11 protein-coding genes are annotated in these 15,237 nt (G+C 63.4%); 4 read left to right on the top strand and 7 right to left on the bottom strand.

The features are described from left to right. Window positions 1–17 precede the first annotated feature (17 nt). The 5 genes from ACUJ47_RS08710 to ACUJ47_RS08690 form a co-directional block, all read right to left on the bottom strand. Window positions 18–833 (bottom strand): transglutaminase family protein, encoded by an 816-nt coding sequence (locus ACUJ47_RS08710; RefSeq protein ID WP_445538012.1) that lies wholly within the window; start codon window positions 831–833, stop codon window positions 18–20. Beyond that, entirely contained in the window at window positions 833–1,777 is a 945-nt protein-coding gene (locus ACUJ47_RS08705; RefSeq protein WP_445538011.1) for an alpha-E domain-containing protein, read from the bottom strand. Before ACUJ47_RS08705 ends, ACUJ47_RS08710 begins: the two co-directional genes overlap by 1 nt. A gap of 7 nt (window positions 1,778–1,784) precedes the next feature. Beyond that, window positions 1,785–3,218 carry a circularly permuted type 2 ATP-grasp protein gene (locus ACUJ47_RS08700; protein WP_445538010.1) on the bottom strand — a complete coding sequence of 478 codons (1,434 nt, stop codon included), beginning with the start codon at window positions 3,216–3,218 and terminating at the stop codon, window positions 1,785–1,787. An 89-nt stretch (window positions 3,219–3,307) separates the two neighbouring features. Then, the gene (locus ACUJ47_RS08695; RefSeq protein ID WP_445538009.1) at window positions 3,308–4,630 is read right to left on the bottom strand and encodes a sigma-54-dependent transcriptional regulator; all 1,323 of its coding nucleotides are present in this window, start codon (window positions 4,628–4,630) and stop codon (window positions 3,308–3,310) included. After that, a complete protein-coding gene (locus ACUJ47_RS08690) occupies window positions 4,627–6,297 on the bottom strand; it encodes a sensor histidine kinase (protein WP_445538008.1) in 1,671 nt (556 codons plus the stop codon). The genes ACUJ47_RS08695 and ACUJ47_RS08690 overlap by 4 nt, the downstream gene beginning before the upstream one ends. A gap of 212 nt (window positions 6,298–6,509) precedes the next feature. On the opposite strand from ACUJ47_RS08690, the gene ACUJ47_RS08685 reads away from it, so the two are divergent. Genes ACUJ47_RS08685 through ACUJ47_RS08670 form a run of 4 tightly spaced genes read left to right on the top strand, consistent with a single transcriptional unit; the run spans window position 6,510 to window position 13,074 of the window. Continuing rightward, window positions 6,510–7,901 (top strand): dicarboxylate/amino acid:cation symporter, encoded by a 1,392-nt coding sequence (locus tag ACUJ47_RS08685; RefSeq protein ID WP_445538007.1) that lies wholly within the window; start codon window positions 6,510–6,512, stop codon window positions 7,899–7,901. Continuing rightward, window positions 7,898–8,839, top strand: a complete 942-nt coding sequence (locus ACUJ47_RS08680; protein WP_445538006.1) for an alpha/beta hydrolase — start codon at window positions 7,898–7,900, stop codon at window positions 8,837–8,839. The genes ACUJ47_RS08685 and ACUJ47_RS08680 overlap by 4 nt, the downstream gene beginning before the upstream one ends. Before the next feature lie 17 nt (window positions 8,840–8,856). Next, on the top strand, window positions 8,857–11,880 hold the full coding sequence (locus ACUJ47_RS08675) for a TonB-dependent receptor domain-containing protein (protein ID WP_445538005.1): 3,024 nt from the start codon (window positions 8,857–8,859) through the stop codon (window positions 11,878–11,880). 18 nt (window positions 11,881–11,898) lie between these two features. Further along, complete coding sequence (locus tag ACUJ47_RS08670) at window positions 11,899–13,074, top strand: M14 family metallopeptidase (protein ID WP_445538004.1); 1,176 nt, start codon at window positions 11,899–11,901, stop codon at window positions 13,072–13,074. A 3-nt stretch (window positions 13,075–13,077) separates the two neighbouring features. Here ACUJ47_RS08670 and ACUJ47_RS08665 read toward each other — a convergent pair whose 3' ends face one another. Both ACUJ47_RS08665 and ACUJ47_RS08660 read right to left on the bottom strand, forming a co-directional pair. Further along, window positions 13,078–13,653 (bottom strand): NADPH-dependent FMN reductase, encoded by a 576-nt coding sequence (locus ACUJ47_RS08665; RefSeq protein WP_445538003.1) that lies wholly within the window; start codon window positions 13,651–13,653, stop codon window positions 13,078–13,080. Beyond that, a complete protein-coding gene (locus ACUJ47_RS08660; protein ID WP_445538002.1) occupies window positions 13,650–15,146 on the bottom strand; it encodes a glycerol-3-phosphate dehydrogenase in 1,497 nt (498 codons plus the stop codon). Before ACUJ47_RS08660 ends, ACUJ47_RS08665 begins: the two co-directional genes overlap by 4 nt. Between the last annotated feature and the right edge of the window lie 91 nt (window positions 15,147–15,237).

Below are 15,237 nucleotides of genomic sequence, written 5' to 3'. Positions count from 1 at the left end.
CCATCGGAAAGCCTGCGCTACTGTGCCGCGGTGTGCTGTTCAACCGAAAGCCGAACTTCAAGCGCGCTATCCCCAGCTCCGTAGGAAATTCCCGCGATCGGGGCGGCGTCCCTGTAGTCGCAGCCGGTGGCGACCCGCACATATCGTTCATCCGGGCAGATGCCGTTGGAAACGTCAAAGCCGACCCAGCCGAGATTGGGCACGAACGCCTCGGCCCAGGCGTGGCCCGCTTCCTGTTCGCTGCGATCGTCCATCATCAGGTATCCGCTGACATAGCGCGCGGCGATGCCGAGCTCGCGGGCGGCGGAAATGAAGATATGCGCGTGGTCCTGGCACACGCCATGGCCGGCCTGCATCGCCTCTTCGGCTGTGGTTTGCGCATGGGTACGGCCGATCTCGTAAGCGACAGCATCAAGCACGCGGGTGGACAGCTCGTGCAATTGTTCGAGCGGGCCCAGTTCCTCTTTGGCGATCGAACTGGCCAGCGCGCGGATGCGGGTTCCCGGCCGCGTAAGCTCGGTCTGCTTGGTGAAGGCCCACAGCGGCATGTGGCCGGCATGTTGGCCGATCACGCCGGCATTGTCGGTTGTTTCGACCACGCCGCGGCAGGTCACCGTCACCGCGGACATGCCCGGATGCACCGAAGCGAGCACCACCCTATTGTTGTGCTGGTCTTCATATTCGCATTCGACCTGCGCGCCATCGAGTTCCATCGACCAGTCGACCACATTCTGGCCGTGGGTGGATTTGGGCCTGAGCCGGATGCGCAGCAGCCCATGCGCGATCGGCGGCGAATAATCGTAGCGGGTGGAATGGGTGATCGCGAGGCGCATCAGTCGACGAACCTGTAGTCGGATGAAATGGCGTCGGCGATGTGCGAACTGAGCGTGATCGCCTCGGTTATGAACTCGTGCAGCCCAGTGTCGATGATCGCATCGACGTCGCTTCGCCGCAGCCTCGCCGCGGCGTCGCGCACCAGTTCGTGCGATGTGCCTTCGCCGCCGTGTTCCTCGGCCAGATAGGCGAGGTTGCTTTCGATCTTGTCGATGCAGAAGCGCAGGCTGCGCGGGAAGCGTCGGTCGAGAATCAGGAATTGCGCGATGCTGCGCGCATCCATCCGCCCGGCGTTGAGCCAGCGGAACGCGCGGATTCCCGAAAGCGAGCGCAGCACCGCTTCCCATTGCTTGTTGTCGAGCTGCGAACCGACCATCGAGATGCTCGGCAGCAGCACGTAATACTTGACGTCGAGCGTTCGCGCGGTGTTGTCGGCGCGCTCCAGGAATGTGCCGAGCCGCGCGAAATTGTAGATCTCGTTGCGCAGCATGGTGCCTTCCATCGCGCCGCGCACCAGCGCGGCCTGGCGGCGGATCACTGTCAGTATTTCACCCAGGCTGCGCTCTGTAATCGGCCGGGCGAGCATCTCCTTGAGCGTAAGCCAGGTTTCGTTGGTCGCTTCCCACACCTCGCGGGTCAGCGCGGTGCGCACCGCCCGCGCATTGGTGCGCGCGCTTTCGAGCATGCACAATATGCTGCCGGGATTGTCCCGCGAACGCAGCATGAATTCGGGCACGGCCAGGCCGGAATAGCTCTGGTTGTGCTCGCGGAACAACTCGTCCTGCCCGGTCGTGACCAGTACCGAACGCCATTCGTCGTCGGCTGCCTGCATGCCGCTGGTTAGGGCCAGCTGGAAACCGGCGCTGAGCAGCCGCGCCGTGTTTTCCGCCCGCTCGAGATAGCGGAACATCCAGAAGATACCGTTGGCGTGGCGGCCGAGCATGATCCCGTCAGTCCTCCAGCACCCAGGTGTCCTTGGTCCCGCCGCCTTGCGACGAATTGACCACCAGCGAGCCCTTGCGCATCGCCACACGGGTAAGGCCGCCGGGCGTGATCTTCACCTCTTGCGGCGACACCAGCGCGAAGGGGCGCAGGTCGACATGGCGCGGGGCGAGCCCCGCCTTGGTGAAGACCGGCACGGTCGACAGCGCCAGCGTGGGCTGGGCGATGTAATTGTCCGGCCGGGCGCGCAGTTTCTGCGCGAACTGGCGGATTTCTGCCTTGGTCGAAGTCGGCCCGATCAGCATCCCGTATCCGCCCGAGCCGTGCACTTCCTTGACCACCAGCTCGGCGAGGTTGTCGAGCACATAGGCGAGCGAGTCAGGCTCGCTGCAGCGCCAGGTCGGGACATTGTCGAGGATCGGCTTTTCGCCAGTGTAGAAGCGGACGATGTCGGGCATGTAGCTGTAGATCGCCTTGTCGTCGGCGATCCCGGTGCCCGGCGCATTGGCGATGGTGATGCCCCCGGCGCGATATACGTCCATGATCCCGGGCACGCCCAACATGCTTTCCGGCTTGAAGGTCAAGGGATCGAGGTAGTCGTCGTCGACGCGGCGATAGAGGATGTCGATCGGCTGGTAACCGCGGGTGGTGCGCATTGCGATGCGGCCGTCGATCACGCGCAAGTCGCTCGCTTCGACCAGTTCGGCGCCCATCTGGTCGGCCAGGAAGGCGTGCTCGAAATAGGCCGAATTGTATATTCCGGGCGTGAGCACTGCGATCACAGACTCGCCCTGGCCGCTTGCCGCAGGTCGGCATTTGGCCAGGCTACTGGCGAGCTGGCGCGGATAGTCCTGCACCGGGCGAACGGGGATGTTGGCGAACAGCTCCGGGAACATGGTCATCATGGTTTCCCGGTTTTCCAGCATATAGGACACGCCTGACGGGGTTCGGGCATTGTCTTCCAGCACATGGAACTCGTTGGACCCGGTCCGCACCAGGTCGATACCGACAATGTGTGTGTAGACGCCGCCCGGCGGCGTGAAGCCCACCATCTGCTGCAGGAAAGCGTCGTTGCGGGCGATCATCTGCAAAGGGATGCGCCCTGCACGGATGATTTCCTGCTTGTGATATATGTCGTGCAGGAAAGCGTTGAGCGCCTTTACCCGCTGCTCGATCCCGCGCGAGATGCGGCGCCATTCCGCGCCGGAGATGATGCGCGGCACCATGTCGAACGGGATCAGCCGCTCTTCCCCGTCGGCGGCGCCATAGACATTGAAGGTGATCCCGGTCCGGCGGAAAACGCCTTCGGCCCGGGCGTTCTGGCTGCGTAGCCAGCCGGGCTCCTGCTCGTCGTACCAGTTGCGATAGGCATTATAGGCCGGGCGAACATTGCCCTGGTGGTCGACCATCTCGTCGAAGTTGGTGTCGCTCGTCTTATCCATGCCTTGGAGGCGAGACTGCACCAGCCGTGCCACTTTGCCAAGAGCTATGTTGCAGGTGCGAAATGGCGTTTGCCTGCCCTGCGGGGCGGCTACTTGCGGAAGGATTGCGGGGTGAGGCCGTATTTCGCCAGCTTGTCGTAAATCGTCTTGCGCGGGGTCTGCAAAGCCGCCTGCAGCTCGTTGACGTTGCCCCCGCTCTGGCGCAGCGCATCCTCCAGCAGCGAGCGTTCGAAATCGGCGACGATCTGCTGCAGCGGGCGCTGTGCACTTAGCGGGCCTTGCACTGCATCCATGCCTGACAGGCCCAGAACGAAAGCGCGCGCATAGCCGCTCAGCTCGCGCAAATTCCCCGGCCAGTCGTGCGTCTGGATATGGCGCCACTCGGCCTCGCTGATGTTGCGTGCCTCGATGCCAAGCTCGCGTTCGTGCAGCAGAACGAAATGGCGGAAGGTTTCGGCGATGTCTGCACGGCGCTCGGCCAGCGGGGGCAGGGTGATGCGCACCGCACCAAGGCGCTGCTCAAGCGGCTGGCGCTGGGGCGTCGCTTCCTCCAGCGCAGCGGGATTGCGGGCGAGGATGATGCGCAGGTCGAGCTTGCGCGCCCGCTCGGCACCCAGCGGCAGGACAGAGCGGCTGTCGAGCATGGCCAGCAGCCGCGAATGGGTCTGCCCGGACAGGAATTGCAGTTCGTCGAGGAACAGCGTGCCGCCATTCGCGCGCTCGAGCAATCCGGTGCGCGAAAGCCCGGCGGAAGGCTCGCGCCCGAACAGCAACAGGTCGGCGTCCTCATGCGCCAAAATACCCGCATCGATCGTCACGAAGGGCCTGCCGCTGCGCGTGCTGAGATCGTGGATCAGCCGCGCGGCAAAGCTCTTGCCCGTGCCTGCCAGCCCTTCCAGCACAACGTCGATTTCCGATCGGGCTACCGCTTCGACCACCGAACGCAGCTTTTGCGCCGCTTCGGAGGAGCCGATGATCGATCCGTCCGACCGGCGCAGTAGCTCGCTGCGCAATCGCCGGTTTTCGAGCACCAGCGCCCGCCGGTCTGCCGCGACCCTGATTGCGCGAATTAGCTCCGCCGAAGAATATGGCTTGGTGAGAAAGTCGGCCGCGCCATTCTTCATCGCTTCGACAGCCATTGCCACATCACCGTGGCCAGTGGTGAGGATGACCGGCAGCTCTGGATCGAGTTCGCGCAGGCGCGCGAAGAACTCGATGCCGTCCATGCCCGGCAATCGCACGTCGCTAACCACCACCCCGGCGAAATCGCTCGTCAGCGCCTTGAGCGCGGCCCTCGCATCGCTGAAGGCCTGTACCTGCGCGCCTTCGAAGGTGAGCGTCTGCCCTGTCGCTTCGAGAAGCGAGGGTTCGTCTTCGACGAGCGCGACTTCGAGTTTCGGAAGATCGTTCATGTGCGGGGGATCACCATGGTGAAGCGAGCGCCCATGGTGCTGCTATCGGCCCGCAGGTCCCCGCCCAGGCTACGCATGATATCGAGCGAGATGACAAGGCCCAGCCCCAGTCCTTCCTCTTTGGTTGTTGCGAACGGCTGGAACAGCGCTTCGCGCAGATTTTCATCGATCCCGGTTCCGCTATCGGCCACGGTGAGCAGGCAGCGATCGCTCTCGACTGCGATTTCGATCGCGATCCTGCCGCCTGTGGGCGTGGCATCGAGCGCATTCTGCAGCAAGTTGACCAGCACTTGCTCAAGCCGGACATGCTCGCCGCGAACCATGGTCTGCGCCAGTGCGGGATCGGGTGGAACCAGCGTGACGCCATGTCGCTCGACGCGGTCGCGCAGCAATAGCAGTGCTCCGTCGATTGCCTGGGCGAGCGGCATCTCGACCGGAGTGCGTGCGCCGCGGCGGCTGAAGCGCAGCAGCTCCTCGGTGATCTGGCCGATGCGTGCTGTCAGCCCGACGATCTTGCCGAAGTTTTCGGCGGCCGCCTCGCCCTGGCCGGCTGCGAGGAAGCGTTCGCCATTCTCGGCATAGACCCGCATGGCAGCCACCGGCTGGCGGATTTCATGGCCCAGCCCGGCGGTGACCTGCCCAAGCGTTGCCAGCCGGTTCGCCTGCAGCAGCTGGTCGCGCAAGGTGGCGGTCCGTTGAGCAAGAAGCGCTTCGGCCTGCGCTTCGCGCCGCCTGAGCCACCAGATGAGTATGCCGCCTAGCGCAGCCGCTGCGATCAGGCCCAGCAACACCAGCAGCCGCCCGTTGGCTATTGCAGCGGCGAGGCGCGGCGACGGATCGACCAGCAGGTGCAGCTCCCAACCGTTCGGCGCGATCGGCTGGATCTTCTCGATCAGGGCGACGGAGGAGAAAGCTGAATCTTCGCCCGCCGCAGGCAAGAGTTCAAGCGAGGAGACGCCAAAGCGCAACTCGTCCTGCGCCGGGTTGCGCGCACTTGGCTCCGATGCCCGGGTCGTGCGGAACCGCCATTCGGGATTGCTGGTAATCAGTACGACCCCGTCAGGATCGGTGACGAAGACCCCTTCCTGCGCTTCGCGCCAATTCTGCTCGATTGCGTCGAATTCCACTTTGATCGCGACCACGCCGAGCGGCGAGGAGCCAGGCTGCACGCGCTGGGCAATGTAGAGGCCGGGCCTGCGGCTGATCGTGCCCAATGCGAACTCGTTCGAGGCGCCTTTCTCGATTGCTTCCGAAAAATAGCTGCGGAAGCGGTAGTTGGACCCGACGAAGCTGGTCGGAAGTTCCCAATTGCTGGCCGCGAGTGTCAGGCCGTCCGCATCCAACAGGTAGATCGCCGCCGCCCCAGTCTGTTCGGCGAGGTCTGCCAAGCGGCGATTGAGGACGGCCTGTTGTCGCGCTTCCCCGGAAAGCAAGGCGCGCACTTCGGGGTCGACTGCCAATACGCGCGGCAACAGGCTGAACTTGTCGAGTTCGCTTTCGAGCCCCGCAGCAAGGATCGCGGCGTCGCCGTCGGCTACCGATTGTGCTTCAGCCATTGCGGCAGAGTGCATCGCGCGATCGACCGCGACCATGGCGAGCAGGCCTGCCAGTAGTACTGCCAGGCCGGCAATAGCCGGAAGATACCAGCGACTGATTTCCTGCCTCATTGCAATGCCTCGCTCAGGAGTGTTTGTGCGGAATTTCGCATCGAGGTCAATCAATCTGTGCGAAAATCCGCACAAAGCCCGAGGGAGTTTCATTCAAGTTATTGAATAAACATTGTATTATACTTGCGGTGCGCTTGCTTGATCACGGCTTGGTGCCGCGTAATCTGGGCAGGTCAGGCGCGAACAAGCCTGTGGAGGGGGAATAGAGGCTGATGGGTAGGCAAGACGGAATCGCGCAAGCGCCCGAGGTGCCCATGCAGCGGAAGCCGTTCTATCGCCAGCTCTATGTCCAGGTGCTGACCGCCATCGTGCTCGGTGCGATCGTCGGGCATCTGTTCCCCGAATTCGGTGCATCGCTGAAGCCGTTGGGCGATGGCTTCATCAAGCTCGTCAAGATGATCATCGCGCCGGTGATCTTCCTCACGGTTGCGACCGGAATTGCCGGCATGCGCGACATGAGCAAGGTTGGCAGCGTTGCGGGCAAGGCCTTCATCTATTTCCTGTTCTTCTCCACGCTGGCGCTGATTATCGGCCTGGTGGTGGGGAACGTCGTGCGGCCCGGTGCCGGCCTGGCGATCGATCCGGCAACGCTGGATGCTGCCGCAGTCGCCAATTTCACTGAAACCGCCAAGGAGCAGAGCGTTACCGGCTTCCTGCTCGATATCATACCCGAGACCCTCTTCAGCGCCATGACGGAAGGAAAAATCCTCCAGGTGCTGTTGGTCGCGATCCTGGCAGGCGTGGCCATGGCGATGACCCGCCCGCACAGCGATCTCGTGCTCGATGTCCTCGGGTCGCTCAGCGAGATTGTGTTCAAGCTGGTCCATATGCTGATGAGGCTCGCGCCGATCGGCGCCTTTGGCGCGATCGCCTTTACGATCGGCGAGTTCGGCATTGGATCGCTGGCCAATCTCGCTGCACTGATTGCAACCTTCTATCTCACCTCGCTACTGTTCGTGCTCGTGGTGCTGGGGATGGTGGGTTATTTCACGGGCTTCTCGATCTTCTCGCTGATCCGCTATTTGCGCGAGGAGCTGCTGCTGGTGCTCGGCACGTCTTCGTCCGAAGCGGCGCTGCCCAGCCTGATGGAGAAGATGGAGATTGCGGGTTGCCGCAAGACCGTGGTCGGACTGGTCGTGCCGACCGGCTATTCCTTCAATCTTGACGGCACCAATATCTACATGACGCTGGCGGCATTGTTCATTGCGCAAGCGGTGGGCATCGAGTTGAGCTGGGGCGAACAGTTCGCATTGGTGCTGGTTGCGATGATCAGTTCGAAGGGTGCCGCGGGCGTTACCGGCGCGGGCTTCGTGATCCTTGCCGCCACGCTGTCGGTGGTCCCTTCGGTCCCGGTCGCGGGCATGGCGCTGATCCTGGGCATCGACCGTTTCATGAGCGAATGCCGCGCGCTTACCAATTTCATCGGCAATTCGGTGGCGACCATCGTCGTCGCCCGCTGGGAGAATGCGCTCGATACCGACCGGCTGGCGGCCGCCATGGCCGGCAATCCGCTGCCCCTGCCCGAGGAAGACATCGAACGGCACGAGCGCAGCGGGCCGCATAGCGAAGCGATCACCGCGCAATTGGCAGAGCACGGAGCATGATTTCGCGCCGCGCCCTGATTTACCGCTCAACTGTGCTCGGCGCTTGCGCCGGGCTTGGGCTTTCCGGGCCTTTGCTTGCAGCGGAGCATGAAGAGATACTGCTCTGGCCGGGGCGTGCGCCGGGGCAAGGCGGCCCTACCGGACCGGAGAAGATCGGCGGGCCGGGATCGGGCTTTGGCGCAGTTTCGAACATCTCGACCCCGCGCATGCGGGTTTACCGGCCCGCGCAGCCCAATGGCGCTGCCGTTCTGGTGGCGGGCGGCGGCGGCTATTTCCGCATCCAGCTGTGGAAGGAAAGCACGCCTGCGGCCGAGTGGCTGCAGGAACAGGGCTTTACCGTATTCGAATTGCTCTATCGCCTGCCCAATGACGGGTGGGATGCGGGAGCGCCCTTTGCCGATGCACAGCGCGCGATGAAAATCATCCGCACCCACGCCGCTGAATTCGGGCTGCGTACCGACCGGATCGGCATCATGGGTTTCTCTGCCGGCGGGCATCTTGCCGGTTTCACAGCGCTGCAACCGGCGCGGGCGCTTTACGAAGGGACGGACCAATACGAAGGGGTGAGCGCGCGGCCCGATTTCTCGGTGCTGCTGTTCCCGGTCGTCTCGCTGCGGAAACCCTTCGTGGAGACCCGCACAAGGCGGGAGATCATCGGGCGCGATCCCAGCCTGGCCGCTCAGCAGGCATGGTCGCTCGATACACATGCCAGCGCCGGCGCGCCGCCGACGATCATCTTTTCTGCCGCAGACGATCCGATCACGCCGCCTGCGCACGGCATAGCGCTGTTCGAAGCATTGCGCGGGAAAGGTGCATCGGCAGAGCTTCACATTTTCAGCGAAGGCGGGCATGGCTGGGGACTGGGCACGCCGGACCAGGCAATAAGCCAATGGCCTTCGATATTTAGCAAATGGTTTGAAACAGGATTCAAAGATTGAATTCGGGAGGAATAGCAATGCAGATTGGAACTATCCGTAAGCTTGTGCTGCTGTCTGGCACCAGCCTGGTCGCAACCGCCACGGCAGCGACAGCGCAGGACCTGCAGGGCCCGCCACCGCCGCCGGACGAACCGGTGATCGTGGTAACCGGCACCCAGATCCAGGGCGCCAAGATCAATGATGTGCTTCCGGTCACCGTGGTCGACGAAGAGCTGATCGAAACGATCAATCCTTCCTCGGGTGACGAGTTGTTCCGTGCGATCCCGCAGGCGGGCAGCGTGGCCTTCAACGAGCAGAACGCGACGACCCAGAACAGCGCGCGTGGCGACGTCGGGTCGATCAACCTGCGCGACCTGGGCACAGGCAACACGCTGCTGCTGATCAACGGCCGCCGCATGACATTGCATCCGGGTTTCCAGACCGAATTGCTGGTGCCCGTGGTCAGCTCCGACACCAATGAAATCGCGCCTGGCAGCGTGCGCAGGCTGGAAGTGCTACGCGATGGCGCTTCGGCGATCTACGGTGCAGACGCGGTGGCGGGCGTCGTCAACACTGTGCTCAGGGGCAATCGCAAGGGCGGCTTCCTTGAAGCCGACTGGCGCGCGTCCGACGGCACCAGTCTCTACAGCTACCGCCTTTCCGGGGGCTATGGCTTCGATTTCGGAGGCGGGCGCGGCAATTTGACCGTCTATGGCGGCTATTTCCACGAGAACGGCCTGCTCGCTTCGGCGCGCGATTACGCAGGCGAAGAAAACCGCATCCCGCTCGTGGAAGGCACCGATTTCGAAGGCGATGCTTCGTTCAACAATCGCAACACGTTCGGGCCGTTCGGGCAATTCGACATCCAGGCTCCCTCGAGCCGCACACCGATTGGCGATGACGATTTCTACCTGCAGCCAAGCACCTTCCCGAGTTGTGCCATGGACTTCGGCAATGGCATCTGCGCCCGCGCAGGCACAACGCCGACAACCGCTGTGCGCTACAACACCAATTACGGCAACCACCTGTACAGCCAGAAAGACCGCTACAACGCGATGGCGCTGCTCAGCTATGAGTTGAGCGACAGCATCGAAGCCTATTTCGAAGGCAGCTACTACCGGTCGGAAAACCGCCGCAATATCGAGGCTTCCGCGATCCTCAGCGCAGTGCCGGTGGGCATTTCGCGTACTGCCTATTGGAACCCCTTCGGACCGACCGGCAGCCCGAACCGGCTTCCGGGAACCACGATTGCTGCCGGCGGTGCGGATATCATCATGGAGCGCTACCGCTTCGTTGACGTCGGCAATCGCGACGTTTCGGTGGACAAGGACACTTACCGCCTTGTCGCTGGCCTGCGCGGCAATTTCGGGGCGTGGGACTTCGACACCGGCTTCGTCTATTCGGAGGCGAAATCCGTCGACCTTGCGCGCAACCGCGTCTCGCTCACCTTGATGCAGCAACAGATAAACCTGACGACGCCTGACGCCTACAATCCGTTCAACGGCGGCTGTCTCGATGACCCTGGGCAGGGCGATTGCACGCCGAACCCGCTATCATCGATCGATCCCTTCAGGATCGACGTGTACCGCAAGGGTGGCACCAGCCTGGCGCTGGCCGATTTCAAGATCAGCCGCGATGACCTGCTATCCCTTCCCGGTGGCGACCTGGGTGTTGCTGCGGGCATCGAATGGCGCCGCGAGACCTTCTATGACGATCGCGACCCGCGGCTCGACGGAACGATCACCTTTACCGACAGCGTCACCGGCGATTTCAACGGCAGTGACGTTGCCGGCACCAGTCCCTCGCCCGATACCAGCGGCGACCGCGAAGTTTATTCGGCCTTTGCCGAGCTCTTCGTTCCGCTGGTTAGTTCGGACATGAACATTCCGCTGGTCGAAGCATTCAATGTCCAGCTGGCAGGCCGGATCGAGCGTTTCACCGATATTGACGAAACTGCGATGGTGCCGCGCGTAGCTGCATCCTGGACCACTATCCCGGGCATCACCTTCCGCGGCGCATGGTCTGAAGGTTTTCGCGCCCCCAACCTTGTGCAGGTCAATGACGAGGGTACCACCCGTTCCAACACGCGCGACGACTTCGTCGTCTGCCAGGCGCGTGTCGAGAAAGGCACGTTGGCGAACCTCGGCGCTTGTCCCGGTGCAGGTACAATCAGCTTCCGTTCGGGCACCGACCTGCTCAAGCCGGAAGACAGCGAGAGCATCAACCTGGGCATCGTGGTGGAGCCGGGATTCATTCCAGGCCTGACGCTGACGGCGGACTATTGGCGCGTGAAGCAGACCGGGCTGGTCGGAACCTTCGGTGACGACAACGCGATCGCGCTCGACCTGCTGCGTCGCCTAAACGGCAGCACCAATCCGAACGTCATTCGCGAGGCTCCAACGGCCGACGATATTGCGTTGTTCACTGGCACCAGCCTCGCTCCGGCAGGTGCGATCATCCAGGTGCTTGACCCTTATCTGAACCTCGATAGCCGCGTGTCGAAGGGATGGGACTTCGGCCTGTTCTATCGTGTCCCCGATTTCGGCCTGGGCAAGTTCCGGCTGCGCCTGAATGCGGCTCGCCTCAAGAGCTTCATCCAGTCGGCCGGACCCGACGGCCAGGAACTGCTTGATGCGATTGCCGATGGCACTCTGCCGACCGATGTCGCCGTAGGCGGCCTGGGGCAATTGCTCGAAATCGAAGGGCGGCCCAAGTGGCGGCTCAACGGCGCGATCAATTGGGAGAGCGGCCCGGTCGATGTCGGCCTGTTCGGGCAATATACGGGCATGGTCTATGATACCAGCGTCGTGCGCGACAACCTGATTGTGTCCGACAATCCGAACGCCAACTACTATCCGGTCGATGATTGGTTCACGGTCAATTTCTCGATCTCCTACAAGATCGAGAACGACACGCCGCTGGATGGAACTCGCTTGCGTTTCGCGATCAACAACGTGTTCGACAAGGATCCGCCGCTGGCCGATGAATCCTACGGCTTCTTCAGCGAGCTGCACACAGCGCGCGGGCGCGTGTTCCATGTCGAACTGCGCAAGGAGTTCTGAGGAGCGAAGCGATTGGACATGACTGTGCGACATCTGCTGGTCGGATTCGCATTGGCAACGGGGGCGTGCACCGCAGGCACGCCTCCGTTGGACAATCTCGGCCCTAGGCCGGTCGAAACGGCATGCTCGACCGGCTCGGCCAAACTGAGCTTCGATTTTGAAGCCGCATCCTTCTCGCGCTGTGTCATCGAGGGCGAGCGCGAGTTTAGCGTGCTGGTCACGCCGGAACACCAGCCGCCGATCAATCCCAGCCCCTGGTATGCCTTCCGCTACGAGGCGAGCGAAGGCGAAGCGCTGACAGTGCATTTGCGCTATCTTGTCGGCAGGCATCGCTATGCCCCGAAATGGCATGACGGCGCAGAAACCCGGCAGCTGACGGTCGAGACGGACGCGGATCGCACCACCGCCACCATGCACCTGCCTGTTGGCGCGGCGACTGTCAGCGCGCAGGAGATCATCGACACTGGCGATCATCGGGAAGCTCTGGCGCGATGGGCGCAGGGCCGCCTTGCGCACCGCTTCACGCTGGGCGCTTCGCATGGCGGCAGGCCGATCGAAGCCGTCCGCCTGGGCCGCGCCGATGCGCCAAGGCTGGTGCTGCTGCTTGGTCGCCAGCACCCGCCTGAAGTGACCGGCGCAATTGCCATGGAAGCTTTCGTCGACCGGATTGCTGAGATGATCGCGGCCGATCCAGCGCTGGGCCAGCGATATCAGTTCCTCGCCATCCCGTTGCTCAATCCCGACGGTGTGGCGCATGGCAATTGGCGCGCCAATCTTGGTGGCAAGGACCTCAACCGGGACTGGGGCGACTTCTCGCAGCCGGAAACGCAGGCTGTGAAACGCTGGCTCGACGCGCTGCCCGACGGTATCCGGCCCGTGCTCATGCTCGACTTCCACTCGACCTTCAGCAATTTGTTCTACGTGCAGGGCGCGGAAGCGAGCGAAGCTGAGGAAGCATTCCTGCAAGCCTGGCTGGGCAGCAAGGAATCCGCCTTTCCCGACTATCCCTTCACGATCGAGCGGCGCGACGCCAATCCCGGCAGCGGCACCACCAAGAACTGGTTCCACGATACTTACGGCATTCCCGCCTATACCTACGAGATCGCCGACAGCGCCGATCGGGCGGGCACGCGAGATGCCGCGCGTGCGCTTGCCGAAAGCCTGCCACCGGCGCTGGAACTGGTCGCGCGCTAGCGGTTACTTTTCCGAATCGAGCGAAGCCAATGCGCGCGCGCCGCGTAAGGTCTGTTGCCCGACCAGTTCGAGCTGCGTCCGCGCCGGTTCTTCCAAGCATTCGCCCTCGGGCGAGAACAGCCCGTGATGGGTGCGGATCGTCGCCCCCATCGGGGTAGGCCAGCCGCGCAGCGCGTGGACTATGCCGCGCAGCGTCAGCAGCGTGCTCACCGAAGCCTGGTCGCCATAGGCGGTCGAGATGAGGCCGACCGCGCGCCCGTCGAGATAGGGGCGTTCGTCCCTCGCAAGGTCTTCGAGATAGTCGAGGGCGTTCTTGACCAGGCCCGAGATCGTCCCGTGATATCCGGGCGCGGCGATGATCACGCCATGGGCCCGCCGCACGGCCTCGACCAGTTCGACGCCGTGTTCGGCATCGTGCCCGGTTCCGCGATAGTGCGGCAGCTTGCCCAGATATTCGCCGCCGAAGATCGTCACTTCCGCGCCTTCGGCCTCGGCCTGCGCAGCGGCCAGCCGCAACGCCATTTCGGTGGTGTTGCCCGGATTCACCGTTCCGCCGATACCGACGATCCTGATGGTCATGCGCGAGCCTTCTTTCTAAGATATTCTGACAGCCAGGTCGTTTCTTCGGTTGTGAAGCGCAGGCCCAGCTTGGTCCGGCGCCACAAGATGTCTTCGGCCGTCATGGCCCATTCTTCGTCAACGAGGAAGTCCACCTCGCGCCGGGTCAGCCCGTGGCCGAAATGTTCGCCGCACTCATCCAGCGTCTGCGCCTCACCAAGAAGGGCGAAAGCGCGCGTCCCATAGGCATGGATCAGCCGATCGGCCCAGAGCCGTTCGAGGAAGGGATAGCGCGCCTCCAGCTCGGCGATTTGCGCCGCCGCCGCGCCAACCGGGAAGTCGCCGCCCGGCAAGGGTGCATGGTCGGTCCATTCGGGACCGCCGAGCCCGGGCAGCAGCTCTGCCAGCAGTTCGATCGCTTCCTGCGCCAGATGGCGATAGGTGGTGATCTTGCCGCCATAGACCGACAGGAAGGGCGCGCCTTCGTCCTTTTCCGACAGGTCCAGGAAGTAGCCGCGCGTCGCCGCTTCGGGCTTGCCCGAGCCATCGTCGATCAGCGGCCGCACCCCAGAATAAGTCCAGACTACGTCCGATGGCGTGACCTCATGGCGAAAGAAGCGGCTCGCCCCTTCGCAAAGATAGGCGATCTCCTCAGGGCTGGCTTCGATGTGATCGAGCCCGCCATGGTGATCGGCATCGGTCGTCCCGATCAGGGTGAAATCATGCTCGTAGGGGATGGCGAAGAATATTCGACCGTCGGGCAGCTGGAAGAAATAGGCGAAGGAATGGTCGAACAGCTTTCGCACGACGATGTGCGAGCCGCGCACCAGCCGCATGTTGCGGTGGGCGGGCAGGTTCGCCAGTCCGAGCAAATCGAGCACGGCGGGACCGGCGGCATTGACGACGGCGCGGGCACGAAAGACCTGCCCATCGGCCTCGATCCGCCAATGCTCGCCCTCGCGGGCAAGCGCAGTGACGCGGCAGCGGGTCCGCACTTGCGCCCCGCGGTCGGCGGCGTCGCGCGCATTGAGTACCACCAGCCGGGCGTCATCGACCCAGCAGTCCGAATAGACGAAGGCCTTGGTGAACTCGGGCTTGAGCGGCGCGCCGGCCGGGTGCCTGGCAAGCGAAATGTTCTCGGTCTTCGGCAGCAGCCTGCGCCCACCGATATGATCGTAGAGGAAGAGCCCCAGCCGCACGAGCCAGCGCGGGCGCAGGCCCGGGACATGCGGCAGCACGAAGCGGAGCGGCCAGGCGATGTGCGGCGCGATCGACCATAACCGCTCGCGCTCCGACAGGCTTTCGCGGACGAGGCCGAATTCGAAATGCTCGAGATAGCGCAAGCCGCCGTGGATCAGCTTGGTCGAAGCCGAGGACGTCCCGCCCGCCAGATCGCCCGCCTCAAGCAGCAGCACGCTTGAGCCGCGCCCCGCCGCATCGCGCGCGATGCCGCAACCGTTCACGCCGCCGCCGATCACGGCCAGGTCGAAAATGTCGGTTGCGGTGTCGGTCATTCAATCGGATTCTGCTTTGGTGGGGTGCATTGTGCCGTGCGGTAGCACGATCCGTGTCATGATGTCGCGCCCAACGGCATCCGGGCAATCC

The organism is Altererythrobacter sp. Z27, from assembly GCF_052683155.1.
Note: the sequence above shows the minus strand (reverse complement) of the source record. Positions and strands in the feature narration are given on the sequence as shown.

Excerpts from the sequence above, each read along its gene's own strand:
- ACUJ47_RS08660 (WP_445538002.1), bottom strand. The coding sequence starts at position 15,146 with ATGACCGACACCGCAACCGACATTTTCGACCTGGCCGTGATCGGCGGC.
- ACUJ47_RS08685 (WP_445538007.1), top strand. The coding sequence starts at position 6,510 with ATGGGTAGGCAAGACGGAATCGCGCAAGCGCCCGAGGTGCCCATGCAG.
- ACUJ47_RS08675 (WP_445538005.1), top strand. The coding sequence starts at position 8,857 with ATGCAGATTGGAACTATCCGTAAGCTTGTGCTGCTGTCTGGCACCAGC.
- ACUJ47_RS08710 (WP_445538012.1), bottom strand. The coding sequence starts at position 833 with ATGCGCCTCGCGATCACCCATTCCACCCGCTACGATTATTCGCCGCCG.
- ACUJ47_RS08665 (WP_445538003.1), bottom strand. The coding sequence starts at position 13,653 with ATGACCATCAGGATCGTCGGTATCGGCGGAACGGTGAATCCGGGCAAC.
- ACUJ47_RS08690 (WP_445538008.1), bottom strand. The coding sequence starts at position 6,297 with ATGAGGCAGGAAATCAGTCGCTGGTATCTTCCGGCTATTGCCGGCCTG.
- ACUJ47_RS08670 (WP_445538004.1), top strand. The coding sequence starts at position 11,899 with ATGACTGTGCGACATCTGCTGGTCGGATTCGCATTGGCAACGGGGGCG.
- ACUJ47_RS08680 (WP_445538006.1), top strand. The coding sequence starts at position 7,898 with ATGATTTCGCGCCGCGCCCTGATTTACCGCTCAACTGTGCTCGGCGCT.
- ACUJ47_RS08700 (WP_445538010.1), bottom strand. The coding sequence starts at position 3,218 with ATGGATAAGACGAGCGACACCAACTTCGACGAGATGGTCGACCACCAG.
- ACUJ47_RS08705 (WP_445538011.1), bottom strand. The coding sequence starts at position 1,777 with ATGCTCGGCCGCCACGCCAACGGTATCTTCTGGATGTTCCGCTATCTC.
- ACUJ47_RS08695 (WP_445538009.1), bottom strand. The coding sequence starts at position 4,630 with ATGAACGATCTTCCGAAACTCGAAGTCGCGCTCGTCGAAGACGAACCC.